At 37.3% G+C, this 26,830-nt stretch carries 23 protein-coding genes and 3 pseudogenes; 15 read left to right on the plus strand and 11 right to left on the minus strand.

Features of this window, described 5'->3' with window-relative positions; all coding sequences use genetic code 11:
- Positions 1–387: 387 nt before the first annotated feature.
- Positions 388–945, minus strand: a complete 558-nt coding sequence (locus tag MSG95_RS14755; protein WP_139344797.1) for a peptidylprolyl isomerase — start codon at positions 943–945, stop codon at positions 388–390.
- Positions 946–1,090: 145 nt separating this feature from the next.
- On the minus strand, positions 1,091–2,161 hold the full coding sequence (locus tag MSG95_RS14760) for an alpha/beta hydrolase (protein ID WP_077165787.1): 1,071 nt from the start codon (positions 2,159–2,161) through the stop codon (positions 1,091–1,093).
- A 210-nt stretch (positions 2,162–2,371) separates the two neighbouring features.
- Here MSG95_RS14760 and MSG95_RS14765 point away from each other — a divergent pair, with 210 nt between their 5' ends.
- A complete protein-coding gene (locus tag MSG95_RS14765) occupies positions 2,372–2,698 on the plus strand; it encodes a hypothetical protein (protein ID WP_077165788.1) in 327 nt (108 codons plus the stop codon).
- Positions 2,699–2,868: 170 nt separating this feature from the next.
- Here the strand turns inward: MSG95_RS14765 and MSG95_RS14770 are convergent, their stop codons facing one another.
- Positions 2,869–3,099 (minus strand): hypothetical protein, encoded by a 231-nt coding sequence (locus MSG95_RS14770; RefSeq protein WP_004706148.1) that lies wholly within the window; start codon positions 3,097–3,099, stop codon positions 2,869–2,871.
- Positions 3,100–3,489: 390 nt separating this feature from the next.
- Positions 3,490–4,348 (minus strand): annotated as a pseudogene (locus tag MSG95_RS14775) (MBL fold metallo-hydrolase).
- Between the two features lie 107 nt (positions 4,349–4,455).
- Here MSG95_RS14775 and MSG95_RS14780 point away from each other — a divergent pair.
- The 6 genes and pseudogenes from MSG95_RS14780 to MSG95_RS14805 all read left to right on the plus strand — a co-directional run bounded on the left by MSG95_RS14780 (position 4,456) and on the right by MSG95_RS14805 (position 10,973).
- A pseudogene (locus tag MSG95_RS14780) lies at positions 4,456–5,384 on the plus strand (LysR family transcriptional regulator).
- A gap of 128 nt (positions 5,385–5,512) precedes the next feature.
- A complete protein-coding gene (gene grpE, locus MSG95_RS14785; protein ID WP_039250138.1) occupies positions 5,513–6,067 on the plus strand; it encodes a nucleotide exchange factor GrpE in 555 nt (184 codons plus the stop codon).
- 152 nt (positions 6,068–6,219) lie between these two features.
- Positions 6,220–8,160: a molecular chaperone DnaK gene (gene dnaK / locus MSG95_RS14790; protein WP_324624872.1), complete on the plus strand. Its 1,941-nt coding sequence runs from the start codon at positions 6,220–6,222 to the stop codon at positions 8,158–8,160.
- A gap of 336 nt (positions 8,161–8,496) precedes the next feature.
- Positions 8,497–9,414: a matrixin family metalloprotease gene (locus MSG95_RS14795; protein ID WP_077165790.1), complete on the plus strand. Its 918-nt coding sequence runs from the start codon at positions 8,497–8,499 to the stop codon at positions 9,412–9,414.
- A gap of 71 nt (positions 9,415–9,485) precedes the next feature.
- Positions 9,486–10,497, plus strand: a pseudogene (locus tag MSG95_RS14800) (M57 family metalloprotease).
- Positions 10,498–10,598: 101 nt separating this feature from the next.
- Positions 10,599–10,973: a hypothetical protein gene (locus MSG95_RS14805; protein ID WP_077164428.1), complete on the plus strand. Its 375-nt coding sequence runs from the start codon at positions 10,599–10,601 to the stop codon at positions 10,971–10,973.
- A 63-nt stretch (positions 10,974–11,036) separates the two neighbouring features.
- Here MSG95_RS14805 and MSG95_RS14810 read toward each other — a convergent pair whose 3' ends face one another.
- The 4 genes from MSG95_RS14810 to MSG95_RS14825 all read right to left on the minus strand — a co-directional run bounded on the left by MSG95_RS14810 (position 11,037) and on the right by MSG95_RS14825 (position 15,209).
- Positions 11,037–12,335: a lytic murein transglycosylase gene (locus tag MSG95_RS14810; RefSeq protein ID WP_004706164.1), complete on the minus strand. Its 1,299-nt coding sequence runs from the start codon at positions 12,333–12,335 to the stop codon at positions 11,037–11,039.
- 684 nt (positions 12,336–13,019) lie between these two features.
- Positions 13,020–14,141, minus strand: coding sequence for a 5-(carboxyamino)imidazole ribonucleotide synthase (locus tag MSG95_RS14815; protein WP_004884239.1), 1,122 nt, complete (start codon positions 14,139–14,141; stop codon positions 13,020–13,022).
- 9 nt (positions 14,142–14,150) lie between these two features.
- A complete protein-coding gene (gene purE / locus MSG95_RS14820; RefSeq protein WP_000994663.1) occupies positions 14,151–14,663 on the minus strand; it encodes a 5-(carboxyamino)imidazole ribonucleotide mutase in 513 nt (170 codons plus the stop codon).
- A gap of 183 nt (positions 14,664–14,846) precedes the next feature.
- Positions 14,847–15,209: a DMT family protein gene (locus MSG95_RS14825; RefSeq protein WP_004711246.1), complete on the minus strand. Its 363-nt coding sequence runs from the start codon at positions 15,207–15,209 to the stop codon at positions 14,847–14,849.
- A 241-nt stretch (positions 15,210–15,450) separates the two neighbouring features.
- On the opposite strand from MSG95_RS14825, the gene mpl reads away from it, so the two are divergent.
- A complete protein-coding gene (gene mpl, locus MSG95_RS14830; protein ID WP_019456671.1) occupies positions 15,451–16,824 on the plus strand; it encodes a UDP-N-acetylmuramate:L-alanyl-gamma-D-glutamyl-meso-diaminopimelate ligase in 1,374 nt (457 codons plus the stop codon).
- A gap of 68 nt (positions 16,825–16,892) precedes the next feature.
- Here mpl and MSG95_RS14835 read toward each other — a convergent pair whose 3' ends face one another.
- The gene (locus MSG95_RS14835) at positions 16,893–18,143 is read right to left on the minus strand and encodes a low temperature requirement protein A (protein ID WP_077165792.1); all 1,251 of its coding nucleotides are present in this window, start codon (positions 18,141–18,143) and stop codon (positions 16,893–16,895) included.
- A 136-nt stretch (positions 18,144–18,279) separates the two neighbouring features.
- Here MSG95_RS14835 and MSG95_RS14840 point away from each other — a divergent pair, with 136 nt between their 5' ends.
- The 6 genes from MSG95_RS14840 (at position 18,280) to MSG95_RS14865 (ending at position 24,052) form a co-directional block, all read left to right on the plus strand.
- Positions 18,280–18,876, plus strand: a complete 597-nt coding sequence (locus MSG95_RS14840) for an undecaprenyl-diphosphatase (RefSeq protein ID WP_077165793.1) — start codon at positions 18,280–18,282, stop codon at positions 18,874–18,876.
- A gap of 318 nt (positions 18,877–19,194) precedes the next feature.
- Entirely contained in the window at positions 19,195–20,151 is a 957-nt protein-coding gene (locus MSG95_RS14845) for a TerC family protein (RefSeq protein ID WP_077165794.1), read from the plus strand.
- A gap of 297 nt (positions 20,152–20,448) precedes the next feature.
- The gene (locus MSG95_RS14850; protein ID WP_077165795.1) at positions 20,449–21,504 is read left to right on the plus strand and encodes an aromatic ring-hydroxylating oxygenase subunit alpha; all 1,056 of its coding nucleotides are present in this window, start codon (positions 20,449–20,451) and stop codon (positions 21,502–21,504) included.
- Between the two features lie 56 nt (positions 21,505–21,560).
- Positions 21,561–22,886 (plus strand): guanine deaminase, encoded by a 1,326-nt coding sequence (gene guaD / locus MSG95_RS14855; protein ID WP_077165796.1) that lies wholly within the window; start codon positions 21,561–21,563, stop codon positions 22,884–22,886.
- Positions 22,887–23,100: 214 nt separating this feature from the next.
- Entirely contained in the window at positions 23,101–23,628 is a 528-nt protein-coding gene (gene hpt / locus MSG95_RS14860; RefSeq protein ID WP_000214980.1) for a hypoxanthine phosphoribosyltransferase, read from the plus strand.
- A 172-nt stretch (positions 23,629–23,800) separates the two neighbouring features.
- The gene (locus MSG95_RS14865; protein ID WP_004706183.1) at positions 23,801–24,052 is read left to right on the plus strand and encodes a GlsB/YeaQ/YmgE family stress response membrane protein; all 252 of its coding nucleotides are present in this window, start codon (positions 23,801–23,803) and stop codon (positions 24,050–24,052) included.
- A gap of 51 nt (positions 24,053–24,103) precedes the next feature.
- Here MSG95_RS14865 and MSG95_RS14870 read toward each other — a convergent pair whose 3' ends face one another.
- Positions 24,104–24,802, minus strand: coding sequence for a DsbC family protein (locus MSG95_RS14870; RefSeq protein WP_077165797.1), 699 nt, complete (start codon positions 24,800–24,802; stop codon positions 24,104–24,106).
- Between the two features lie 241 nt (positions 24,803–25,043).
- Here MSG95_RS14870 and MSG95_RS14875 point away from each other — a divergent pair, with 241 nt between their 5' ends.
- Positions 25,044–25,307 (plus strand): metal/formaldehyde-sensitive transcriptional repressor, encoded by a 264-nt coding sequence (locus MSG95_RS14875; protein WP_077165798.1) that lies wholly within the window; start codon positions 25,044–25,046, stop codon positions 25,305–25,307.
- Positions 25,308–26,412: 1,105 nt separating this feature from the next.
- Here the strand turns inward: MSG95_RS14875 and ssb are convergent.
- A complete protein-coding gene (gene ssb, locus MSG95_RS14880) occupies positions 26,413–26,739 on the minus strand; it encodes a single-stranded DNA-binding protein (protein ID WP_002126519.1) in 327 nt (108 codons plus the stop codon).
- Positions 26,740–26,830 lie beyond the last annotated feature (91 nt).

The following is a 26,830-nucleotide window of genomic DNA, read 5'->3' on the forward strand; positions in this document are numbered from 1 at the left end:
TCATTTTGCACCTTATTTAAAGACAAGGTGCCAATTCTGGCTCATCAATTACTGACTTAAATTTCGCTCAAATAAACTTCGAGTAATTTAAACCAATCAATCAATGAAAATTATTTCGATTAATCAATCAGTAAAAATCCACACAAGTTGTTCTTCAATTCTCTTAATGATTTTTCTGCTCTTCGTCAGAGACAGATTCGACACAATACTAAGCTTTTATCTTAACCCTGTAAGCTAAGATATTCTCATGTATCGCGTCGGGATGAGTGCATTATAGGGAAAAAAAACCGGTACGCAAGCACTTTTATAAATATCTGTGTTCGACCGGTTCTTTTTCACCCAAATAAGGCTTATAAAATTATTAAATGTCTGTTTTATATCATTAATTTATTTTTTTAATGTTTTGATCTTTATATCTACAATCTTTATAGGCTGTTTTGGCACGTTTTGATGCATGCCATAGTTTGATGTAGGAACCTGAACAATACGGTCAACCACATCCATTCCTTTTACCACTTTACCAAAAACGGCGTATCCTGGATTTCCTGGTGAACGGTTAAGAAATTTATTATCTGCAACATTTATAAAAAACTGGCTAGTAGCTGAATCTGGATCTGATGTACGAGCCATGGCTAAAGTACCACGCGTATTTGCAATACCATTTCCTGCTTCATTCTTAATAGGCGCTCGTGTTGTCTTTTCCTGCATATTTGCAGTCATGCCACCACCTTGTGCCATGAAACCTGGAATCACACGATGAAAGATTGTCTCTTTATAAAAACCAGACTTTATATAGCTTTTAAAGTTATTCACACTAATCGGTGCTTTGTCATCATATAACTCTATTTCGATGTTGCCTAAATTTGTTTGCATCTCAACTAAGCTATTAGCCCATACTGAGTGACTACTTAGACCTAGACAAAACAACATCAATAGCTTTTTCATATTTTCCTACAATAAAATTTATAAAAAGATAATCATTAAATCTAATCGTCTACAGCAAAGAATTCTAGTGAGTATTTATTAAGAATTTTAATTCTATTTTCTAAGTAATCCATGTTCCACGTGAAACATGGATTATTGTGTTTGTTTAACTATTTTTATCCCAGAATTTTCTAAAGTTTTTACTAATTTCGATAGTATGGCGTTTCGCTTTTCTAGAAATTGGTGTCAGATTAATAAAACCATGAGTCTGTTCCGGAAATTCTTCGTAATGCATTTTCACGCCATTTTGTCTTAACTTATGACTATATATTTTTGCTTCGTCATGTAAGACATCATGTCCGGCTGTAATCACAAAAGCTGGTGGATTTTTCTTTAGGTTGCCATAGGTAGGTGAAATAATTGGATCGTCAAGTTCTACATTATGCTGAGTTGCATAATATTGTGTGACGTAATCAATATCGGTATTTGTTAAAACCAACCCTTCGTTATAAGCATAAAAAGAAGGATGTCTGCTTTTGAAATCCACTGTTGGATAAATAAGTAATTGTGCTTGCGGAGCATAAGCTTTATTTACTGATCTTTGCGCTACAACAGTACTAATATTTCCACCAGCACTATCCCCTGCGACCGCTATTCTATTTTTTAAAATTTTTAATTGTCTGCGGTTTTGATAAACCCATGCTAATGCATCTTCACATGACTGAATTAAATGTTGTGGTGAAACTTCTGGAGCAAGAGGATAGTCGATACTGAGTACCTGTACTTTTGCATATTTAGCTAATAAACGACAAACCTCATCATGAGTATCTAAACCGCCTACGACAAAACCACCTCCGTGATAAAACACAATTAATGGCAGTTTCTTGTTAGAAGCAGGATGATAATGTCTGGCAAAGATTGTACCGCTTTGTAGTGGTAGGCGAATATTCTCTACTGAATCAATATAAGTTGGTTTTTGGCGTATAGCCTGCATTTGTGCATCAAACATTCTTCTTGATTGAATGGGGTCAGAGCCAATAAAGCCCTCTTTCCCCTGTTTAATTTGCACAGCCATCATGCATTTAGTAAATGAATCAAGATCTGGATATTGATAAGAATATCCTAAAATTTTCGCAAGAGACTCTTGGGCTAGTCGAGGCAACCTATCGAGTGCTCGAGCGGCAGGGCCTTGCCCTTTATCTAGCAATGTTTGAATTTTTTGATTAAATGCTGTCATGCCTGTCTCCTTGAATCACTCTTATCCTTCATATTTTCTACAGAATTCTTTGTTGTTTGACTATATTCGCATACAACTCATGCAATCAAGATACAAAGGTAAAAACCAATCTACGCTAATCTGATTTATAGCAAATGTCATTAACAAATCTGTCGATTAAAACAGGACTTTTTTGCCAATTATTGTTAACAGACAAAAAGAGGTACCGCTATGTCAGCAAAACTAGTTGTTACTATGTTAGCAACCAGTCTTTTAACTGTGGGCTGTGTTGCTTACCCAGATGATCCTTATTATCGTGGTGGCGGATACGTTTACAATGACCATGATCGCCGCTATGATCGTGATGATCAACGTCGATATAATGATTGGGAACGGAAGCGTTGGGAAGAGCGTCAACGAGTATACGAACAACAACGTAAAGATATTCGTGAACAAGAAAAAGATCGTCGTGAATGGGATAAAAGACGCCGTGACTGGGATAAAAAACGGGTAGAAGATCGAGATCATGATCGCCGAGATTATCGTCATGATGACTAAACTTACTACTATATAAAAAGCCCCAAAGAAATAAGTCTTTTGGGGCTTTTTTGAGGAATATAAATTCTCTCTAATCTATAGAAAAATGAGTAGCAGCTCATTTCATATATGTATTGGCATCTTGAACATATATGTTCTATAAACTCATATCTCTTATTTTTAGCAGCAAATTACTGAGCAGTTGCAGAACCTGAAACTGAACCAGAAGCACCAGCATCTACTTGACCTGGTTGTGCTTGACCAGAAACACCTGCATCAATACCAGCACCTGCTTGTACCCCAGATGGGCTAGCACTTGTTTGAGCAGAACCTGATGCGTTTAAACCAGCTTCAGATGCACAACCAACAGCTGTAAAAGCGACACCAGCAAGCACTACAGAGATAAGACCTAATTTTTTCATAATCACTTTCCTTTCATTACGACAAACGTTTAAATGCAAAGTTCATCTTCGCGCTGCCTATAATTCACAATTTTTTTTTCTGGCGTGCGTATCATTGGTTGTCTTTTCTAGTAATAGAAGTACAAATTCTGCAATTTTTTATTAAATTCAATTTTTTAATCTGACCAATCTATTTTATAAATTAAACCATAGATAAACGTTTGTTTAATTTTATCAATTTTTTCTTTTTATTCTGCTGAGCCCTTATATTTAAAATTTTTCCATTTATAGAAACGCTATATAAGGCACGTAGACTGTTACAGAGCTTTTTTACCCTTAAAAGTGGTTTACTCATAAAAAAGCCGCGAATGATCGCGACTTTTTGAAAGTGAATATGCCTTAAACGTTAAATTATGGCCACTGCATTTCACCTTTTACAACTTTAGCCCCTAACTCTAAGCTATCAACACTTTGAAGAGTTGGATATTGCTTTTGCATAGCTTTGCTCAACTCAGCAGAGTTTTTAGTTGCTTTAGCTGCCTTTTCATAACTATTTAAATAGTTAATCGAGAAATTAACCGCATCGAGACCTTGTGGAGCTCCCTCAACCATATGCGCAGGCACAACAATTTTAGGCTGAAGGGCTTTGATACTTTCTAAGGATTGAATAACTTCCGCACGATCTTTAGTTTTAGGAGTATCGGCCATCCATAAATGAATGCCTGAAGACACAGGGATTCCCCCTACTACTGCTTTTGCAGACGGTACCCATAAATAGGTAAGTTCTTTTTTACCTTTAATTTCGATTGATTCATTTTCAAGTTTTAGCTGTATAAGCTTGAGGCACAATAATTTGGCTAGGTGCATTTGCACCCATTTGTGGTCCCCAATATTTAACTTTAAGCGCTTGAGTATCTTGAATATGCTTTACTGTTTCTGGAGTGGCAATAATCTGTACATTCGGGAAATACTGTTTAAATACATCTAAACCAAAGTAATAGTCTGGGTCGCCATAGCTTACAAAAATTGTTTTTAACGTTTTACCGCTATCTAGAATATTTGCGGCAATGCGCAATGCTTCAGATTTTGAGAATTGCGCATTAACCAATAGAACTTCTTTATCGCCTTCAATTAAAGTAGACGTCACGCCAAAATGTTCGGGTTTAGCCAGAAAACTCTGGATTTTTAGGTCTTGAGCAAAAGCTGACTGAGCCATAGTTAATGCCGTTGCAGTAGTAAGCGCAGAAGCGGTTAATTTAAATAATTTCATTAGGTATTCTCCTGTTTCATGAAGAACACTTTAAATTGCAATTTATGTAAGATAAATGCACTAATTTAAGATAAACTGTTGCATATATTGTAATAATAGCTAGACATATGGATACTTTAAAAGCGATTCAGGTCTTTGTTTCTATTGCACAACATGGCAATTTGACCAAAGCCGCAGAACATCTTAATTATTCTCGCGCCATGGTTTCACGTTATCTTGAGCACCTTGAACATACATTCTCAACTCGACTTTTTCAGAGAAATACCCGAAAAATATCCCTCACTCCCGCAGGTGAGAAAGCTCTGCTCTACTGTGAAAATATTTTACAACAACAACAACTTTTACAAGAGCTCGCAGCGCCTGAGCAACATAACGGTACGATTCGTTTTACCTGTGGTTTATTTTTGTTTGAACTTGGGGTAGCAGAATGTATTCGCCAATTTAAACGTCAGCATCCGCATATTAATTTTGATGTTTATTTGACTGAAAACACTATGGATCTTATAGATGCACAAGTGGACTTAGCGTTACGTATTACCCAAAAGGTAGCCGATGGTTTAATTGCACGACCAGTTTGTCAGATCGAGTCCGTTTTCTGTGCTCATCCAGATTATTTAAAACAACACAGTCCCCTGCTTCATCCTCGTCAACTGATTCAGCATGAATGTATTGCTCATCATAGTCAGCACCAATACTGGACACTGTTTGATAATGAACAACAACCTCAGAACTATCCTTTGAATGTGACTTTTAAAAGTAATGATGTAAATGCGCTTTACGATATGTGTTTACATGCACAGGGAGTCGCAATGTTACCGTCATTATTAGTTGAAAAAGATTTAAAAGAAAAACGTCTAACCGCTTTATTTAAAAATTTTATGGCTCCTGAGCTAAGCTTGTCGATCGTGTATGCCTCTAGACAACATTTACCTCGAATTACTCAAGAATTTATTGCTTTTATGATCGAAAATTTAGATTTTTACTTAAAACCGCAAAATTAAAAGCTTTAAATTGCCGTGTACGCTTGAATTTTTAGGCAATGCCCATACTTCATCCCTATTAATGAATTACAGCATATGCATGGCAGTTCAGGTTTTACGCAGTAAATACTGATGCCAAAAAGGACTGTACATGTTTAAAAACCCATTTAAACGGAGATCATCAATGGCTAATGAGCAAAATGAGCAAGCTCAAGACATTCAAAATGAGCAAGCTGAGCAATCTAACGAGCAAACTCAAGCTGAAGGTGTAGAGCAAGCAAACGACGTTACCGTTGAATCTTTACAAGCGCAAATCACCAAACTAGAAGAAAATCTTAAGCTGGAAAAAGCTCGTACAGCAAATGCAGTTTATGAAGCACAAAAAAGTGTAGAGCGTATTCAACGTGAGTCTGAGAAGCATAAAGAAACTGTGCTTGAAAAATTTGCAAAAGAATTGTTGGACTCTGTCGACAATTTAGAACGTGCAATTCAGGCTGCTGGTGGTGAAGAAACACCTGTACTTGAAGGTATTAAGCTAACCTTGAAGTCACTATTAACAACTCTTGAGAAATTTGGCGTTGTAGAAGCTGATACTCAAAATGGATTCAACGCAGATTTACATCAAGCTGTTGGCATTGATCCAAATGCCAAAGCCAATGAAATCGGCACCGTTTTACAAAAAGGCTATACCTTAAATGGTCGTTTGTTGCGCCCTGCTATGGTTATGGTTGGTCAATAAAACGAACAAAAGCGAAGCATCGCTTTGCTAAAAGCACAAGAACTTGAGAGTTTTTTGATTTTTTTTCATAAAAATGCTTGAAAAAAACCGATTGACTCTCATATCGAATAACAAGCAAAACATTGCAACAGAATTTTAGAGGAACACACCAAATGGCAAAAATTATTGGTATTGACTTAGGTACTACCAACTCATGTGTTGCTGTACTTGAAGGCGATAAAGTAAAAGTAATCGAAAACGCTGAAGGCGCACGTACAACTCCATCGATCATTGCTTATAAAGATGGCGAGATTTTAGTTGGTCAAAGCGCTAAGCGTCAGGCAGTAACAAACCCTAAAAATACATTGTTCGCGATCAAGCGTTTAATTGGTCGTCGTTATGAAGATCAAGCAGTACAAAAAGACATTGGTCTTGTACCGTATAAAATCATCAAAGCAGACAATGGTGATGCTTGGGTTGAAGTAAACGATAAAAAATTAGCACCTCAACAAATCTCTGCTGAAATCTTGAAAAAGATGAAGAAAACTGCAGAAGATTATTTAGGTGAAACAGTTACAGAAGCAGTTATTACTGTTCCTGCTTACTTTAACGATGCTCAACGTCAAGCAACTAAAGATGCAGGTAAAATTGCTGGTTTAGATGTTAAACGCATCATTAACGAACCAACTGCTGCGGCTCTTGCGTTCGGTATGGACAAAAAAGAAGGCGACCGTAAAGTTGCAGTTTACGACTTAGGTGGTGGTACTTTTGACGTATCTATCATTGAAATCGCAGACCTTGATGGCGACCAACAAATCGAAGTGTTATCAACTAACGGTGATACTTTCCTTGGTGGTGAAGACTTTGATAACGCGTTAATTGAATACTTAGTTGAAGAATTCAAGAAAGAACAAAGTGTGAACTTGAAAAATGATCCACTTGCGTTACAACGTTTGAAAGAAGCTGCTGAAAAAGCAAAAATCGAGCTTTCTTCATCTAATGCAACTGAAATCAACCTTCCATACATCACGGCTGATGCGACTGGTCCTAAACACTTAGTGATCAACGTAACTCGTGCAAAACTTGAAGGTTTAGTTGCTGACCTAGTTGCTCGTACAATTGAACCTTGCCGTATTGCTCTTAAAGATGCTGGTCTTTCGACTTCTGACATCTCTGACGTAATTTTGGTTGGTGGTCAGTCTCGTATGCCACTTGTACAACAAAAAGTACAAGAATTCTTTGGTAAAGAGCCACGTAAAGACGTGAACCCTGACGAAGCAGTTGCAATCGGTGCTGCAATTCAAGGTGCTGTATTGTCTGGTGACAAGAATGACGTATTACTTCTTGACGTAACACCATTAACTTTAGGTATTGAAACAATGGGCGGTGTATTAACACCAATCATTGAGAAAAACACTACGATTCCTGCGAAGAAATCACAAGTGTTCTCTACTGCTGCTGATAACCAACCAGCTGTAGATATTTCGGTTTACCAAGGTGAACGTAAAATGGCTCAACAAAACAAATTGTTGGGTAACTTCCAATTAGGCGATATCCCACCTGCTCCACGTGGTGTGCCGCAAATTGAAGTATCGTTTGACATCAACGCTGACGGTATCTTGAAAGTATCTGCGAAAGACAAGAGCACTGGTAAAGAGCAATCGATTCAGATTAAAGCAAACTCAGGTTTATCTGATGCTGAAATCGAAGCGATGATTAGAGATGCTGAAGCGAATGCTGAGGAAGACCGTAAGTTTGAAGAACTTGCAAAAGCTCGTAACGAAGCTGATGCATTAATTTCAAGCTCGAACAAAGCTGTTAAAGATCTTGGTGAAAAAGTGACTGAAGATGAAAAAACAGCGGTAAGCGCAGCGGTTTCTGAACTTGAAGCAGCAACTAAAGAAAATGATGTTGAAGCGATTAAAGCAAAAACTGAAGCTTTACAAAACATTTTGATGCCGATCACTCAACGTGCTTATGAACAAGCGCAACAAGCTGGTGGTGCTGAAGGTTTTGATCCTAATGCATTCCAAGGCGGTGAAGCTGGTCAACAAAAAGCTGATGATGGCGTTGTAGATGCTGAATTTACAGAAGTAAAAGACGACAAAAAATAATTTGTCTCTTTAAAAAAAGACCGCGCGAAAGCGCGGTTTTTTATTGTTTACAAAAAATAACAATTGCAATTTATATATTTTTTGAAATAATTTATTGTCAAAATAGTCACTTATAAAAACTAACTATTTATTATTTATTGTATTTTTTAAAAAATAAAACCACTGTTATTAAATCCATTAATTTTAAAATTAATGCCAAATAAATAGTTTTATTTATTCCGTTTCTTTAGCAAGATCACAAAATGATCGCCTTCTTTGGTCTCCTTTATCACTTTGACGAATCTAAATTACTCACTAACAATAAGAATTTATTAATATTTATATTTTTATTTTGCCATGAAAAAATTTCTATGGTGGGGAATGAGCTTTTACTTAAGTATGAGCTTACACACATTTGCTTTTGCTCAAAGCAACTTATCAAGTGTTACTTTTAATCAGCCTTTAAAATATAAGATTGATTTTATAGATCCACGCTTTCATCTTACTAAAGAACAATTTATGCAAATTGGTCAAGAAGCTGCTGAAATCTGGCAGAAAGAAACAGGAAAAACTTATTTTATTTATGACTCACAAGCAGAGCTTACAATTAACTTAGTGTTTGATGATTATCAAACTGCTCAAAATGAAAGAAAAATTGATATAAATAAGTTATTACAGCAGCAAGAAGAATGGCGGGAGAAAAATAAAGCTATTCATTTGTTAAAACAACAAATAGATCAGGAAACTGTTCTTCTAAATGAAGAAAAACTTCAGCTTAATAATAAATTTGAACAATATCAGCAAGATGTAACTCTTTATAATCAAGGAAATTTGGGAAAATTCAATCAAGTTGATTTAATCAAACGTCAAACTCAGTTAAATCAACAATCATTAGAGTTAAAAGCTAAATTTATTCAACATAGCAATAAGATAGAAAGTCTTAATTCTCAAATTATGCAAATAAATCAACAGCAAAACCTACTTAATGAAGCTATTAAACAAATTAATTTAACCACGACTGTTGGTCCAGAAACTTTTCATAAAGGCTTATTCAGTCATAATCAAATTCAGATTTATGGTTTTAGTTCATTCGATGATTTACGCCTAACCCTTGCTCATGAGTTTGGACATGCATTAGGTCTAAAACATACAGCCGACCCAAAGTCTCTAATGTATCCTCGTTTAAAAGAGCAAGATATTCACAACTTCAAATTAACACATTCGGATTTAGATTTACTAAGCTCATTTTATAGTTCTAATAACGAAAATCATTAAAACTAAACACTTAAATAAAATAGAAATTAATTAAATTTTGCTAATAATTCATTTTTCAAAAGTTAAAAATAATGAGACTAAAGTCTCATTTATTTATTAAAATTGTACATTTTTTGATTGATTTTTCACTTTATATTCTTATAATACGTTTTTTTTAAATCTCCCCCCCTGACGACTATGCGCTTAACATCTTTGTTATTAGGCTTAGCTTTTGCTTTCTCTAATTTTCAGGCCAATGCTCACTTGGCTACTTCTACAAATACTCAAGTTCAGCAGAAAAATGCTCAACATTTGACATATAAAATTGCTGAAGTTGATCCTCGTTTTGGTTTAAGTCAAGATCAATTGCTTGAGATTACTCAGCAAGCTGCTGATATTTGGAAAGAAGGGACAGGTAAGAATTACTTTACTTATGACCCAAATGCAAAGTTAGAAATTCGTCTTGTATATGACGACAGCCAAAATCGTTCAGCAGAGCGTCAAAAAATTTCTGCTCAGTTTAAACAAGATCAACAACGTATCATTGATGAGCAACAACAAATTAAACAGTTGAAGCAAAATTTAAGTCAAACTCAATCTGATCTTGAAAACAAAAAACAGATCTTAAATGAGAAGTTGAAAAATTTTGATCAACAAATGATGCAGTTTAATCAAGGTAAATTAGCACCTGAATACACAGCAAAATCGCTTGGTAAAACTCAGAAAGATTTACAGAAACAAACAGTTTCTTTGAAGAAAGATATTGCCGCTTATAATCAACAAGCTGCAGACTTAAATAAAAAGGTTAATCACTTTAACCAGATTAATGATAAGTTCAATCAATCTTTAAATCAGTTTAAGCAAAATGCCCAAGCTGATGTTTTTAAGAAAGGCATTTATAACGGTAAACAAATCACAATCTATGAATATAGCTCTATTGATGATTTACGTTTAACGATTGCTCATGAGTTAGGCCATGCGCTTGGTTTGAAACATAGCGATCAACCTGGTGCCTTAATGTACTCAGTTCGCAAGGACAGTGATAAAAAAACTAATGTTTTAACTGACGCTGATCGTGATCTACTAAACGCTTTACCTCAATAATTAGATATGAAACATCAATGATGTATCTATTTTATAAGTAGATACATCGAAATTCATGTCAAAGTCATGTTATTGTGGTTGTAAGAGCTGACTAAAATAGAATGGAGATCAAGATGAGTTATTATCATATCCTGATTGAAGTAAATGACCACATTAGTACGATTGAACAAACTCGAGATATCGAACTATTTGATATTATTGAACTTAAACCGTACCTTCATTCTATTTTGTTGCCTTACTTTAACGAGCAAGAAATTGAGCTTGAAGATGAAAATATTGAATATAAAGATATTTTACATCTTGAAGTTAAGCAAACCTTACTCCCTATCGAGCATTTAATCGAAGAAGAACAAAAGCAGTTGCCAAGTGACACTGATGTCACTATTACTGCTTATGAAATCTTCAATGATCGTGATTTAAGCCAAGATGTCACTTCAGTTATTTTGGACATTTTGGAAGCTGTAAAGCTAGATTAATTCATAGTTTAACTGCCAAATAAAAAGGTCTGCATATGCAGACCTTTTTATTTGGTATCGTTATTACTGCATCATTTTTCGAGCTTGCTCTTGGCGAAATGCACGTAAAATCTGTTGCCCTGCCCGTCCATTTGGATTTAAACCTAAACGAGTTTGTTCCTGACGGATAGCAACGCGAGTTTTATCACCAATTAAGCCATCCACAGCACCAATATCATAACCACGATTAATCAAAAACTGCTGAATTTCTCGACGTTCTGCTCGTGAAGTACCAGGGTCATCTGTTGGCCAAGAAGCAACGAATGGTTTACCACCTTTCAAACGATCAGATAAATGTGCAATCGCAAGTCCATAACTTTCTGCTGCGTTATAACTATAAATAGCATCAAAATTTTTAAATACTAAAAAGATTGGGCCATTTGCTCCTGCTGGTGCCATTAAACCAGCAGGCGTATTATCAGACAACGCACCTTGAATTAAAGGTGTACCATCAATTCGAGTTACTCCACGCGCATTCCAGCTACTCAATGATTTTTTAGAGCGACGCCCTTCTCCATCAATTGACATACCTGCTGGGATTTTGACTTCAAAGCCCCATGGCATACCCGTTTGCCAACCAGCTTTATTCAAGAAATTAGCTGTTGATGCCAATGCATCTGCTGTACTAGACACTAAGTCACGACGACCATCACCATCAAAATCAACAGCTAAGCGCTCATAAGTTGATGGCATAAACTGTGTATGACCGAATGCGCCTGCCCATGAGCCTTTAAGCTGATCTTCGGTTAAATCACCACGTTGTAAAATACGCATAGTGGCAAAAAATTCTGTACGGAAATAACTTTGTCGGCGCCCTTCACAACTTAAAGTTCCAAGTGCTTGCAATAAAGGATATTTTCCAGAAATATCACCAAAATTACTTTCAACGCCCCACACTGCCACAATTGTTTCTGGCGGTACGCCATAAGTTTGAGATGCACGATTTAAAACATCTCGATATTGCGCTAATTTTTGTTTACCAAGCTCAACACGCTCTTCATCTACAAGACCAGATAAATAGTCCCAAATCGGTGTCGAAAATTCTGGCTGATAATTTAACTTATCAATTACTGAGTAGTCCGGCGTTAAATTTTGTGTATAGCGGTCATAAGTGCTACCTGAAACACCTGCAGCAATCGCTTGCGAACGTAAATTTGCCAAACAACTCTGAAAATTATTATTAGGCGTGTAAGTATTGCTATTCGTTACAGGAACAGTCGCATTACTAGATATTGTAGAAGTAGAACCATTAATTATCAGCTCTGCTTGAGCCTGAGTCATTGTCAAAAATATAGACCCAACAATACAAGAAAAACGTCGCATATTATCCTAGTTCAATTTTTAAATTTAAATTTGTCTTTACCATACCATTATGGACTCAAAATTTTCAGAGAGAAATCGTAAATTTGAATTCATAATTAATTCTTTAAATTCATTTCCAGAGTTTTAAATTCAAATTTTACATCTAGTTTTGAATTTAAAACTTCTTACACAAGATTAATTAGTTTTTAAATTCAAAAATCCCTCCTGCAGTTTAAATTCAAAATGCCTCTTTAAATTTAAAAATATAAGCCCAATCCATCTGTGGATAACTTATAAAACCACAGCTCTAAACTGCCTCAACTCCTATATCCTATATTCGCTATGCTCTTCATCATCTTTATATGCTACAACCCCTTCACCACTCAGAGAGATATTTTAAATTTAAAAGTTAGATATAGTTTTGAATTCAAAACACCACCGAGATAACATGCATCTTTTTAAATTCAAAACAAACATAAGCTGATCCACTAGATTTAAATTCAAACTTTAGGTACTGGGGATAACTTATTTTAAATTCAAAACCACTAAAACACCTTGTTTCATTTTTTAAATTTAAAATAAAAGTCCTCATTTAAATTCAAAAAGCTTAACAAAAGTTATCCACAACAGAACAACATTAGATTTTTTAAATTTAAAAGACAAAAAAAGCGATCCGAAGATCGCTTTTTAGAAATTTTAACTTAATTAAATAGTCATATCAGCTGTCAATGCGAGTGGTTCTGGCAAAATTTTCGCTAATTGACGGCATAAATTCGTCAATTCATTACTATCCACAGGCATTAACGTAATGTGACCCAACTTACGGCCAGCACGTTCTGATTTGTTATAAAGGTGCAGATGAGCGCCATTTAGTGCTAAAACATCTTCAGTTTTAGGATGCTGACCAATAATATTGATCATAACCGTTGGACGAACAACGTCTGTTGAACCCAATGGTAACCCTGCAACAGCTCGAACATGATTTTCAAACTGCGAACATACGGCGCCTTCAATTGACCAGTGGCCTGAGTTATGCACACGTGGTGCCATCTCATTTGCACACAAGCCTTGTTCTGTCACAAATAGCTCGAGAGTTAGCACACCTACATAGTTGAGATGATTTAACAAACGTGTAATGTAGTCTTGAGCAACAGGTTGTAGAGCTTCACTATTCGGTGCAGGTACGATTGAGTGTGACAAAATACCATTGTGATGGTGGTTTTCAGCTAATGGCCAAGTTTTTACTTCACCATTTTGACCACGTACTGCAATAATCGAAACTTCGCGAGAAAACTTCACAAAACTTTCAGCAACTAAGCTTTTTGCAGGACCAAGCTCTGCCCAAGCAGTATCAATTTGGTCTTCTGAACGAAGTACAAACTGACCTTTGCCGTCGTATCCACCAGTTGCCGTCTTAAGTACAATCGGCAAACCAAGTTCAGCAACAGCTTTTTTCAAGCTTTCTAAGCTATCTACAGCACGATACGGTGCAACAGGAATCGCAAGTTCATCAAACAATGCTTTTTCAGATAAACGATTTTGTGCAGTTGCTAAAGCAATACGGGGAGGGTGCAATGTTTTGGTTTGAGTCAAAACATCTACGTCCGCAACGGGCGTATTTTCAAATTCAAGACTGAAAACATCAGCACTTTCAATAAACTGCTTTAAACCTTGTTCATCTTGGCTAGAAAAAACTTGACCTAAAACACCTGCGGGACAATCTGTATTTGCTTCAAAAAAAGTACATTGAATATTTAATGGTAAAGCTGCTTGCGCCATCATACGGCCCAGTTGTCCACCACCAAAAATACCGATAGTTTTATCCATTTCAGCCTCTTAAACTTGTCCCGGAATGTTGTTGCTTGCAACTTTATCAGTTTGTGCAGCACGGAAATCAGCAACATTTTTTGCGATTTCAGGACGAGTTAAACCTAAGATTTGAGCAGCCATAATCGCAGCATTAGTCGCACCAGCCGGACCAATTGCCAAAGTACCCACTGCGATACCTGCTGGCATTTGTACGATTGAAAGTAATGAATCTACACCATTTAAAATTGATGATTTAACTGGTACACCCAACACAGGTAAGTCAGTTTTTGCAGCACACATACCTGGTAAATGCGCAGCACCACCAGCACCAGCAATAATCACTTGAATACCACGATCACGCGCAGTTTCTGCATATTCAAATAAACGGTCTGGCGTACGGTGAGCAGATACCACTTCCGCTTCAAATGGGACACCAAGCTGTTTAAGCATATTGGCAGTATGTTCAAGCGTTGCCCAATCGGACTGGGAACCCATGATAATTCCGACTAAAGGTTGGGTATCTGTTGCGACCGCGTTCATTGGCATTTCCAAAGCGTAAAAATGGTAAAAACTCGACTTGTACCAAGCCAAGCATGAGAGAAAAAGATGAGGCCAATATTATAGCTGTTTTTTCACTCACCCCAAAGCCCAAGTTTATGAGGAAAAAGCATGAATCCGATGGATTTAACAACGATCTGTCTGAAAACCCGATTTCAAATAATTTTACTGGCTTCTAAATACAAAATAGACGCAGCCAAACAGGCATAACATGGCCCAAACATAGTCTAATTTAAACGGCTGCTTAAACAGCAACACCATAAATGGCACAAATACAATAAGCGTAACCACTTCTTGGGTAATTTTCATTTCACCCAAGGTCCAGTTTTGATCACTCAAGATTCGAGTTGCTGGAATCATAAAACTATATTCCAGTAGGGCAATAATCCAACCGAATAAAATCGCTTGCCAGAATGGAGCATGGTGCAAAAACTTAAGATGCCCATACCATGCAAGTGTCATAAAACAGTTCGAAATAATTAATAGCACAAAAGCTAAAACCGTTGGGCTCAAAGGCACATCCTTCATCATTACGATGATATAAGTATTAATATGGATCAAAAATATTATAAAAGATAAAACTGTAATTCAGCTTAAATCTAAAAAATAAAGCTGTCCGTTTATAGGCATCTCAAACACATAGAACAACAACGAATTTTGACTATCTTTTCCAGTTGAGCCTTGCTATCGTTGCTGGCAAATTTATCAATAATGAAACCACAGTAAATCATATTTATACTGTGTACAAAAGCAGTGGAGAAGGCGAGCAATGCATCTGCATATCTTGGGTATTTGTGGCACTTTTATGGGCTCTTTAGCACTTTTAGCTCGTGATTTAGGACATAAGGTAACAGGTTCCGATTCAAACGTTTACCCGCCAATGTCTACCCAGTTAGAAAACGCAGGTATTGAACTCATGCAAGGCTATGACCGTAGCCATTTACAGCCTCATCCAGATTTGGTTATTGTCGGCAACGCCATGAAACGTGGTATTGATGCCGTGGAATACATGCTTAATGAAGGCCTGCCATATATTTCTGGTCCACAGTTCCTTGCAGATCACGTTTTACAAGGTAAACATGTACTTGGTGTAGCGGGTACTCATGGAAAAACAACCACAACAACTATGCTCGCTTGGGTACTTGATCAGGCTGGTTTAAATCCGGGCTTTTTAATTGGTGGTGTTCCACTTGGTTTTAGTGAAAGCGCTCGTTTAGGTGGTGGCAAATACTTCTGCGTTGAAGCTGATGAATATGACTCAGCTTTCTTTGATAAACGTTCTAAGTTTGTTCATTATCATCCAAAAACGGCGATTTTAAATAACCTTGAATTTGACCATGCCGATATTTTTGATGACCTAGCAGCGATTCAAAAACAGTTCCATCATCTTGTTCGTACCATTCCAAGTGAAGGCCGTATTATTGCGCCAATTACCGAAACGCATATTGATGAAGTGCTTGAAATGGGTTGCTGGACGCCAGTGATTCGTACAAGTTTAGAAGCGAATGAAAAAGCTGCTTTATCTGCCGAATTAATTTCAATTGATGGCAGCCATTTTAAAGTCCTCGAAAATGGCAATGCCGTTGGTGAAGTGAAATGGTCTATGACAGGGCAACATAGCGTAGCGAATGCTTTGGCAACCATTGCAGCAGCTCAACATGTGGGCGTTGCACTTGCAACAGCTTGTGAAGCTTTATCTAACTTTGGCGGTGTGAAACGCCGTATGGAGTTACTCGGTACAGTCAATGGTATTGAAGTTTATGATGACTTTGCTCACCACCCAACAGCGATTGACACCACTTTAGATGGCGCACGCAAACGCTTAGGTGAACGCCGTTTATGGGCTATTATTGAACCGCGTTCAAATACCATGCGTATGGGCAGCCATAAGGATGGCTTAGCGCATTCAGCACGCTTAGCAGATGACGTTATCTGGTACCAGCCAGAAGGTTTAGACTGGGATTTACAACCAGTGATTGAAGCTGCTTCAAACCGCGCTCAAGTCAGCCGTTCACTTGATGAAATTATTAACCGTATTGTTAATGAAGCAGGTGAGGGTGATGCTGTGGTGATTATGTCTAATGGTGGCTTTGGTGGCTTACATCAAAAACTTATAAGCGCATTAAAAGCAAAAGCTGCTTAACTTCCACTCTAGATAATTCAATAAAAAACGGGTTTCTATATGAAACCCGTTTTTTAGTTTAATGGTCTTTAAACCTGCTTTGGCTCTATATCTTCTATAAATTTATTCGAGATGAATAAACGTAGCGTATAGACAATACCCATCGCAAATACGCTATATCCCACGTTATTACAAATGAACGGAATACATAAAATAATAAGCGCAGTAATAGGATAAAACCATTTAGAAATTCCGGTTAAACATTCAAACTCGTATAACATCCATATACAAGTGGTATAAAGCACTACACTCACTGCGACAATTACGCCCATATATAAATCAGAGATATGTGCATGATGGGTCGTGACATCTACGGCGGCAGCAAGCGCAGCACCTACGGCAGCAATACCTACAAAGACAAAATAATGGCCATAACCCCATACAAATGGGCGTACACCTTTAAAATGATGATGCTGTTCACTGCGATCAAAGTAAGCCCACCACATTGCAAACATCAACATTAATCCGCCAATCATTAAGAAAACGGCAGGAATATTGATAGATTGAGCCGCAAGCGCATCACGTATGGCATTAAAACTACCTACGATTGATTCGCCTAAAACAATAATCGTGAGTAAGGCATAGCGCTCTACAATATGATGAGGATGCCACGGCGTAGGCGAATGTTTTTCTGCATAGATCGGAACAAATAACTCGAGCACAACCAGACATAAAAATAGAGGTATTGAAAGTACATGAGCAAAGTTAGCCACAAGCCAGCCAATTTGTACCAAGACTATACCGATCGCATAACGATAAGCCGTAACTCGCCGTTCAGGATCATGTTTTGCTGCGCGGAGCCACTGGGTGACTAAAGCTAAGCGCATAATCACATAACCCACAATAATGATGTCAAAGTCCTGACTACGAAATACATCAGGAATACCTGCGGCCATGACCAAGGAACCCACAATCTGTACAAAGGTAAGGCACCGATACAATGCATCATCATTATCGTAAGCTGAAGCGAACCATGAAAAATTCATCCATGCCCACCACAGCGCAAAAAACACCATTAGGTAGCTTGGCAGTGCATGCCAGAGATGATTTTCAATAATCGCGTGGTGTAACTGCTGACCGGCTGTTGCAATCGCGACCACAAAAATTAAATCGAACAATAATTCGAGGGGAGTTGCTGCTCTATGCGGCTGTTTAGGATCTCTTGGAGATAAAGGCCTCAAACTTAATTTTTTCTGTTTTTCTTGAGTAGTCATAAAATAACGTTCTCGAATAAAGTGCCAACACGTTAACACTTTAATATTAACCACCAGATCACGCATTAAAAATTATTTAGGTCTGCTGTTTAATGTTTAATCACAAACAAACTATATTTCATTTTTGTGACAATTCTTTATCAAGACAACATGCTTAATTCTTTATCATAGCCCACGTTTTTTGTTCTTGTTTGGAATATGAATGTCTTTAGAAACACTCAACCTTAGCTTATTCCATGTGATTAATGGGGCTCAGGATGCGAGTCAATTTATCATTCGCCTTGCTATCTTTTTTGCTAATGATCTCCTCTATATTCTTTTATTCATCCTTACATTTTTATGGTTCTACGGCGATCAAGATTTAAAAAATAGGGTCATTAAATCTGTCTTTTTAACCTGCATATCACTTTTAGTGGGTTATGTTATTTCTCTATTTTATCATCATCCAAGACCATTTGTGATGGGTGTGGGCACCACGTTTATTGAACATGCACCAACAGCATCTTTTCCAAGTAATCATATGCTGATTTTCAGCACCATAGCCCTGTCTTATTTGTTTGCTCAGCGCAAAATGATTGGAATCATTCTGTTATTTTTGTCATTTGTGGTAGCGTGGTCACGTATTTATTTAGGTGTGCATTTCCCTTTAGACATGCTGGGGGCTTTTATTGTCGCGCTTCTGGTCAATACGGCAGGTTATTACTTCTGGAATGCTTACGGTACAAGTTTGACCGCATTCTTTATTTACCTTTACCAAATTATATGCAAACCGCTTTTAGACCGCGGTTTGATTAAATAATCCGTAGATTTTTTTATATTAAAACCACGACATTAAGTTCAGTTGCGTAATACAAAAAAATCTGCCATTCTATGTGTAATTGGATAGGTTTTATCCAATACAGAATTTAGTTTGACAAGGGGAGTAGCCTCCTCCAAACATAACAGCAATGTTATGTGTCAGATATCGTCAATACACTTTTATTAAAAAGTCGGTATCTGAGCATCGTGAAATTCATGATGTAGGCAAGACCTTGATCATGTTGATACAGATGTTTTAATTCATCTGGCAACTGGTCGAGGTTTTTTTATGCCAAATTGCCGGATGTAGGGAGGATTTATGGAAACAATCGGCAATCTATGGCTGTACATAGCATTCTTTGGCATTGTCATTGTCATGCTTTTAGTGGACTTTTTAGGCTTTAAGCAAAAGCAAGGTCAAGATGTCTCAATTAAGCAAGCTGCGTACTGGAGCGTGGCGTGGGTAAGCGTCGCGGTCTTATTTGGTGGTGGTTTATGGCTTTATCTCCAACAAACGGTTGGGGTGACCTTAGCAAACCAAAAAACCATGGAATACTTTGCAGGTTACTTACTTGAAAAGTCCCTCGCAATTGACAACGTTTTCGTCTGGTTAATGATTTTTGCGGCATTTGCTATTCCAGCTGCGCTACAACGTAAAATTTTGCTCTACGGCGTATTAGGCGCAATCGTACTGCGTACTCTGTTTATCTTTATTGGTGCATGGTTCGTTCAAGAATTTTCTTGGGTTCTTTATATTTTCGGTGCGTTCTTGGTTTATACAGGCTTTAAGTTCTTAAAGGGCCAAGAAGAAGAAACCAATATCGAAGACATCAAAATTTTAAAATGGCTACGTAAGCACATGCGTATTACGCCACAGCTTGATGGTGACAAATTCTTTGTTCGTCAAAATGGTTTATTGTGGGCAACGCCGTTATTTCTAGTTTTGATTTTGGTTGAAGCTTCAGATGTGATTTTCGCGGTAGATTCTATTCCTGCTATTTTCGCGGTAACGAGCGACCCGTTTATTGTTTTAACAGCGAACTTAATGGCAATTTTAGGCTTACGCGCAATGTTCTTCTTGCTTGCTGGCGCTGCGTCTAAACTGCATTACTTACCGTATGGTTTAGGCATCATCTTATTGTTCATTGGTGCAAAAATGTTGTTGCTTGATGTATTCCACATGCCAATCTGGATCTCGTTAAGCTTTATCGTAATCGTGTTAGCAATTACCGCTTACCTCTCTTTACGACACAACAAAAAGCAATTGCAGTCTTAATTCATCCTATCAAGGGATCTACATAAAAAAGCACTTTTAAAGTGCTTTTTTATTGGGTCTTTCTTGCAATCAATCAGTGCACTTTAAGTATAAAACGCATAATGAACTTTCATTTTCAAATCTAATTTAGAACAAAAATTCAAAAATAAAATTCCATAAAATTATGTATTTTAATAATTTTACTCTTAATTTCTTTATTAAAAATCAATATTGGCAAGCTCTTTGCATCTCCTAAAAAGAAAAAAGCCTAGATTTTAGGGGCTCGAAAGAGCCCTGATTTTTTTAAGGAGAGATGCCATGAATGCGATTCCAACTTTAACGCCACTTGCAATGCCGTGTAACAGCAGCTTTGAAGCAAAAGATTGGGAAATTTTATCTACTCATTGGTATCCAGTTGCGCGTATTCAAGATGTCTCCACAGCACCTCAACGAGTTACATTACTAGACGTCAACATGGCTTTATATAAGACAGAAAGTGGTGAAATTCATCTGGTGCGAGACATTTGCCCACATCGTGGCGTTCCTTTAACCAAAGGTTGGGTCGATGGTGAAGAAATTGTGTGTCCTTATCATGGTCTACGCTATAACACTGAAGGGAAATGTACCCAAATACCAGCTCAACCCGAGTTAACTAAAATTTCGGATCGTTTTTCTCTGACCAAATTTCCGGTTGTTGAACGTTATGGCCTGATTTGGACCAGTATTCATGGTCGTGATGTTGCTAAAGCCAATATTCCTGTATTAGATACTTGGGACCATGCAGAGCATCAATCAATTTTACCGCCATTTGTTGATATTGGTGGCTCTAGCGGACGTCAACTCGAAGGATTTATCGATGTCGCACATTTTGCCTGGGTACATCACAATGCCTTTGCCAGTCGCGATAATCCCATTGTCCCTAAATACCATACTGAACGTACCGAATATGGCTTAAAAACGGTCTATATCAGCAATGTCAGTAATTATCCGCATGAGCTAAAACATCTCGAACCAGAAGGTTTTTTATGGAAGCGTACCTTTGATGTCTATCCGCCTTTTTCAGCTGTGCTTACGGTCGATTTCCCAGAAGGTGGGGTCTTAAAAATCTTAAATGCCTGCTGTCCTATCTCAAGCAATAAAACCCGTTTATTTGTTCCACTTACACGTAACTTTGACCAAACAGGGGATTTAGAAAAGGTATATGCATTTAATGCGCAAATTTTTGCAGAAGACCAAGACATGGTCGAATCACAAAAGCCGGAAGACCTTCCGCTTGATTTAATGATGGAGGCACATTTTGAAGCAGACCGTTCATCAACGACTTATCGACGGATTTTGGCAGAATGGGGACTAAGTAAACGTTATACCGTTTAAATCTTGGCTAAGTGGGGTACAATCAATCGAAAAAAGTGAAAATATAAAGGCTTTCCATGTCATTGATCGCAAATACCACCGTTGTGCGTGGTCGTTTTTTAGATATTCAACAAACTGTCTCTGAGCCAACTGATATTCCAAATCAAGTGCGTTATCTAGAAGATGGTCTATTGATTAGTGAACATGGAAAAATCAAATGGTTTGGTGCATGGGAAGACGCTCAACAGCATCTTCCTGCTGGAGTTGAGGTTCAACATTACCCAGAACAATTGATTGTACCCGGCTTTATTGATACCCATATTCATTTTCCGCAAACTGAAATGGTGGGAGCTTACGGCGAGCAACTTTTAAGCTGGCTTAATACCTATACATTTCCAACCGAAATCCAGTTTCAAGACAAAGCATACGCAAGTGAAATTGCCCAGTTCTTTGTTCAAGAGCTATTAAAACACGGTACAACCACAGCCCTCGTTTTCTGTACAGTTCATCCTGAGTCTGTGGATGCCTTATTTGAAGCCGCAGAGCACGTTCAGATGCGTTTAATCGCCGGTAAGGTACTCATGGACCGTAATGCCCCTGAAGCGCTGTGTGACACACCAGAAACGGCTTACAGCGACACTAAAGCACTCATTGAAAAATGGCATGGTAAAGGCCGTGCTCTATATGCAATTACGCCACGTTTTGCACCAACATCTACACCTGAACAGTTAGAAAGAGCAGGGCAGTTAAAACAAGAGTTTCCGGATGTTTATGTACATACTCATTTAAGTGAAAACAAAGATGAAATTGCTTGGGTGAAATCTTTATTTCCAGAACAAGCGGGCTATTTAGATGTTTATCAACATTATGGCCTAACTGGTAAACGTTCTGTATTTGCGCATTGCGTTCACTTAGAAGATCAAGAATGGCAATGTATGCATGATACGCAGTCAGCTATCGCATTTTGTCCAACCTCAAACCTGTTCTTAGGCAGTGGTTTATTCCCATTGAAAAAGACATGGGAAAAACAAGTGAAAGTAGGTTTAGGGACAGATATCGGTGCGGGTACATCATTTAGTTTGCTACAAACTGTTAACGAGGCTTATAAGGTTCAGCAGTTACAAGGTGATAAACTTTCAGCTTATGAAGCGCTTTATCATGCCACGCTAGGCGGAGCAAAAGCACTTGATCTACAAGATCAGTTAGGCAACTTCAACGTCGGTAAAGAAGCAGACTTTGTGGTACTAAACTTAAAGCCAACAGCACTCCAGCAACTTCGCCAGTCTAAATCTAAGACTGTTGAAGATTCACTATTTGCATTATTCACTTTAGGTGATGACCGTAATATTGAGGTAACTTATGTTTATGGAAAACGTGCTTATCAAAAAGAAACAGCCCAGTAAAAAAGGCATTGTTAAGTTTTTGTTATTATTTGGAATATGTGCTCTTGTATTAAAGCGTGATCGACATATTCAGCAAAATCATAAAATTTCAGCTCCTTCAAAGGGTGCATGAAACGTCATTTTGCTTTAAAATTTTACCATTAACTCAAATTTTCGAGGTGTTGCAGGTCAACACCTTTTTTATTTTTTCTTTTATATCTTGTAGGAATCTGCCATGACTGTTGCAATGAGCATCATGATTTCAACCGAAGAAATTCAAGCAAAAGTCAAAGAGCTCGGCGAGCAAATCAATTCTCACTATGCAAATAGTGACAAAGAATTGGTTCTGATTGGTCTACTTCGTGGTTCTGTTATTTTTATGGCAGACTTATGCCGTACCATTACCAAACCACACGAACTCGACTTTATGACAGTGTCTAGCTACGGCGGTGGTACCACTTCAAGCCGAGATGTTAAAATCTTAAAAGATCTTGACGGTGAAATTCGCGGTAAAGATGTACTAGTGGTTGAAGACATCATCGACTCAGGCAACACCTTAAGCAAAGTTGTGGAAATGTTGCAAACTCGCGAGCCAAATTCGATTCAATTGTGCACATTAGTAAGCAAACCGTCTCGCCGTGAAATTGATCTCGAAGTTAAATTTTTAGGTTTTGAAGTTGAAGATAAGTTTATTGTGGGCTATGGCCTAGATTACGATCAAAAATATCGTCATCTGCCTTTTATTGGTGAAATTGGCCTATAAATTTCATAAAAATAGCACCATAAGGTGCTATTTTTTTATATAAGGTTTTATCTTTGAACAAAAAAGACACAAAAAGTCGCAATCTGCTACAGACAAAATAGACAGCTCTGTCGCACGATAGAATATGAAGCAAAATCATTAACTTCATCAAAAAAACAACTGGAGAACAAATATGTGGTCACTTATTGTTGCTATTGTGGTTGGTTTCTTCGCTGGCTTAATCGCTCGTGCTTTGCATCCAGGTGATGACAAGGCAGGCTTTATCGTTACCACTTTAATTGGTATTGCAGGTTCACTTCTAGCCACTTATGGTGGTCGCTTACTTGGCTTTTACGGAGAAAATTCAGCTGCGGGCTTTATCGCTTCCGTAATTGGTGCAGTCATTATTTTGTTTATTTACAATTTGATTGCACGAAAAAGCTAAACATTAGTTCATTCATAAAAAAAGCACCCTATGGTGCTTTTTTTAATATCTTTATAGACCTAACTCTTTCCAGACTTCCTGAATTTCTTCAGCAGACCTCGCACCTAATAATTTAAAACCGTTTGCAAAAATCAGAGTAGGAGTAGCATTAAAACCTAATTTTCTTCCAAGCTCCAAGTTTCGGTCAATTGGGTTTGTGCAGCTCGCAACCGTTGGTTTAACACCTTGTTCAATTAGCTTTTTCCAAGAGTATGATTGGTTTGGTGCACACCAAACTTGTCTGGAAACGACAATAGACTGAGGTTTTAAAGGATAGATAAACGTGTAAATTGTTACGTCTTTAAGCTTATCTAGCTCAGGTTCGAGCTTTTTACAGTAAGGACAATTTGGGTCAGAAAATACCGCTAAAACATGCTGGCCATTACCTTTAACTGTTTTAATGGCATCTTTTAAAGGCAATTGTTTCCAATCAATTGAGTTTTGCCCTAAAACTAAGTCTTTGGTTAAATTCTTCTGATCTTTTAAGCGAATCATAGAACCTACCAACATATGCTGACCATCTTCACCAAGGTAAATGATTTGTTGATCCAGATTAGCGCTATATAGTCCAGGCATTTCGGTTTTCTGAATATTGCTAATTTTCAAATTAGGATATTGTTTTTTAATATTTTCCCTAACAGTATCCACATTAGCGAAACTCAAACTTGTAGTTAAGCTAAATAATGCCAATATTCCTAATTTTTTAAGCATAAAACCGACTCATAGAAAGGAAAGAATATTATTTTAATCTCTTCATCTTATCAAAACAGAGCTGATTACGAGTTATAACCAAATTCCCACTTAGTTAATCCAATGTTTCACGTGGAACATAAACAGCTTTTAAAAGCTTTCTCAATCTGATTTTGATCATGACGTGATACACTATAGCCGTGCATAACATTTAAACCCAATATACTCCCTACCAGTATATTGAATTATTAAGAGAAAACAGATGAGTCACATTGGTCAGGATAAAAAAATTCTTAATCGTGTAAAACGACTAAAAGGGCAAATCAACAGCATCGAAAATGCGATAGAACAACCAGAATCCTTATGCATCGATATTTTGCAGCAAGTTGCAGCGATCAAAGGTGCAATAAACGGTTTAATGAGTGAATTGATGGAACAACACTTACACCACCATGTACTTCAAGGTGCAGAAGTTGATCAAAATGAGTTAGAGGAATTTTTAAAAGTTTTAAAGAGATACGGCTAAGGAAATTACTGGATGACATAGCACTCTACATCATCCAGTTTTTTTATTATTTTCCAATACAGAACATAATTTAATTAATAAAATATTTTAATAACAACAACTTATATTTTTAACTTATCAACTGAGACTAATATGAGACTAATTTTGCTGATACTAGGGCAATTAAAGTGCCTTTCATCGCCTTTCTCTTATCGTAGTCTGCTTCGCACGCCCACGCCTTTTATTGTACTTACGATCAATATTTAAAATTATCCTTTTTTGAAACATTTAATTTCCCGTCCTATAAAAAAGACTATAGGGGGAGGGTAAAAGTTTTTAGTGGCTAGTTGATAGGACACCGCCCTCTATCCCACGCATAAAAAAATTTCCCATTTCAGAGAAAGTTAAAGCACAAAGTTAAAATAAAGTTAAAGTACCAAAACCTTATAAATATTTATATTCAAGGACTTATAAGCAGCTAGGGACAAGTTAAAAGTTAAAATTTGATGTTAAAAAAGTTAAAGGGATGTTAAAGCTACACGGCGTTTTTTGCTTTAATTTTTTGCCATTTACTGATACGTACTGATACGGATTTGTTAGACGTAGTTAGACAGAACAAGGGGGTCATTATTATCGTTACACCTTTGCATGGCTTTGCTTTGAGTACGTTTCTATGGGTGCATTGATTTGGGTCTTGTCTATCAAGATTTTGCTATACGTAGCTATACGAAATGCACCTTTTTACGTTGACGTAGTTTGACGAACTGCATATCTACTTAAAACGGCGTATGCCTTGTATTGCTTGGCATTGAGTGCATTTTTATAGGTGCTTTTATCAGTACCTTGTCAAACAAGTGCAAAAGGTCTGTCATGCAAGATTTAAGGCCATTTACTGATACGTACTGATACGGATTTTGCTAGACGTACCTAGACAAAATAGGGGGTGTAATCACTCCATTTATACGATTTGTGAAACAATCCTATGAAAGAGATACTTTTATCTAATTAGACTGCACCGATCTAAAGCTGCTTATTCAGTTATCACGATTTCCATGATAGTTGAACCTGCATGGTGATTATGACCATTCAGATAATAAAAGCTCCTCAAAAAAGAGGAGCTATATTTTTAAAGCAATTGCATCTCATCTGCTCGAATCTCGGTTATTTCCTTTTCCGCCCCTTTGCTGTCCTTCCACTTCCTTGTACGCAATGAGCCTTCGATATACACCTTTCCGCCTTTCTTGAGGTACTTACTGGCAATCTCGGCTAAACGGTTGCTGGTGGTGATTCTATGCCACTCTGTAGCTTCTTTACGCTCGCCTGTAGTCTTGTCTTTCCAAAACTCAGTAGTTGCAACGCTGAATGTGGTAACGCTTCCGCCGTTGGGAAATTGTTTAGTTTCAGGGTCACGACCTAGTACACCCATCACAGTTACTTTGTTTACGTTTGGCATTGTTCTAAATCTCTTAAATTTTCTCAGAATGTCTATTTTTAAGGGGCAACATGGGCAACATGGGCAACATGCTTGCTATATAAGGGTTTTA

The organism is Acinetobacter sp. IK23 (assembly GCF_035615275.1).
Classification (GTDB): domain Bacteria; phylum Pseudomonadota; class Gammaproteobacteria; order Pseudomonadales; family Moraxellaceae; genus Acinetobacter; species Acinetobacter seifertii.

Excerpts from the sequence above, each read along its gene's own strand:
- guaD (WP_077165796.1), top strand. The coding sequence starts at position 21,561 with ATGTCATTGATCGCAAATACCACCGTTGTGCGTGGTCGTTTTTTAGAT.
- MSG95_RS14770 (WP_004706148.1), bottom strand. The coding sequence starts at position 3,099 with ATGAAAAAATTAGGTCTTATCTCTGTAGTGCTTGCTGGTGTCGCTTTT.
- MSG95_RS14765 (WP_077165788.1), top strand. The coding sequence starts at position 2,372 with ATGTCAGCAAAACTAGTTGTTACTATGTTAGCAACCAGTCTTTTAACT.
- MSG95_RS14835 (WP_077165792.1), bottom strand. The coding sequence starts at position 18,143 with ATGCGTGATCTGGTGGTTAATATTAAAGTGTTAACGTGTTGGCACTTT.
- MSG95_RS14850 (WP_077165795.1), top strand. The coding sequence starts at position 20,449 with ATGAATGCGATTCCAACTTTAACGCCACTTGCAATGCCGTGTAACAGC.
- MSG95_RS14755 (WP_139344797.1), bottom strand. The coding sequence starts at position 945 with ATGAAAAAGCTATTGATGTTGTTTTGTCTAGGTCTAAGTAGTCACTCA.
- MSG95_RS14760 (WP_077165787.1), bottom strand. The coding sequence starts at position 2,161 with ATGACAGCATTTAATCAAAAAATTCAAACATTGCTAGATAAAGGGCAA.
- MSG95_RS14805 (WP_077164428.1), top strand. The coding sequence starts at position 10,599 with ATGGAGATCAAGATGAGTTATTATCATATCCTGATTGAAGTAAATGAC.
- MSG95_RS14825 (WP_004711246.1), bottom strand. The coding sequence starts at position 15,209 with ATGAAGGATGTGCCTTTGAGCCCAACGGTTTTAGCTTTTGTGCTATTA.
- hpt (WP_000214980.1), top strand. The coding sequence starts at position 23,101 with ATGACTGTTGCAATGAGCATCATGATTTCAACCGAAGAAATTCAAGCA.
- dnaK (WP_324624872.1), top strand. The coding sequence starts at position 6,220 with ATGGCAAAAATTATTGGTATTGACTTAGGTACTACCAACTCATGTGTT.
- MSG95_RS14815 (WP_004884239.1), bottom strand. The coding sequence starts at position 14,141 with ATGGATAAAACTATCGGTATTTTTGGTGGTGGACAACTGGGCCGTATG.
- MSG95_RS14875 (WP_077165798.1), top strand. The coding sequence starts at position 25,044 with ATGAGTCACATTGGTCAGGATAAAAAAATTCTTAATCGTGTAAAACGA.
- grpE (WP_039250138.1), top strand. The coding sequence starts at position 5,513 with ATGGCTAATGAGCAAAATGAGCAAGCTCAAGACATTCAAAATGAGCAA.
- MSG95_RS14845 (WP_077165794.1), top strand. The coding sequence starts at position 19,195 with ATGGAAACAATCGGCAATCTATGGCTGTACATAGCATTCTTTGGCATT.
- ssb (WP_002126519.1), bottom strand. The coding sequence starts at position 26,739 with ATGCCAAACGTAAACAAAGTAACTGTGATGGGTGTACTAGGTCGTGAC.
- MSG95_RS14840 (WP_077165793.1), top strand. The coding sequence starts at position 18,280 with ATGTCTTTAGAAACACTCAACCTTAGCTTATTCCATGTGATTAATGGG.
- MSG95_RS14870 (WP_077165797.1), bottom strand. The coding sequence starts at position 24,802 with ATGCTTAAAAAATTAGGAATATTGGCATTATTTAGCTTAACTACAAGT.
- MSG95_RS14865 (WP_004706183.1), top strand. The coding sequence starts at position 23,801 with ATGTGGTCACTTATTGTTGCTATTGTGGTTGGTTTCTTCGCTGGCTTA.
- purE (WP_000994663.1), bottom strand. The coding sequence starts at position 14,663 with ATGAACGCGGTCGCAACAGATACCCAACCTTTAGTCGGAATTATCATG.
- mpl (WP_019456671.1), top strand. The coding sequence starts at position 15,451 with ATGCATCTGCATATCTTGGGTATTTGTGGCACTTTTATGGGCTCTTTA.
- MSG95_RS14795 (WP_077165790.1), top strand. The coding sequence starts at position 8,497 with ATGAAAAAATTTCTATGGTGGGGAATGAGCTTTTACTTAAGTATGAGC.
- MSG95_RS14810 (WP_004706164.1), bottom strand. The coding sequence starts at position 12,335 with ATGCGACGTTTTTCTTGTATTGTTGGGTCTATATTTTTGACAATGACT.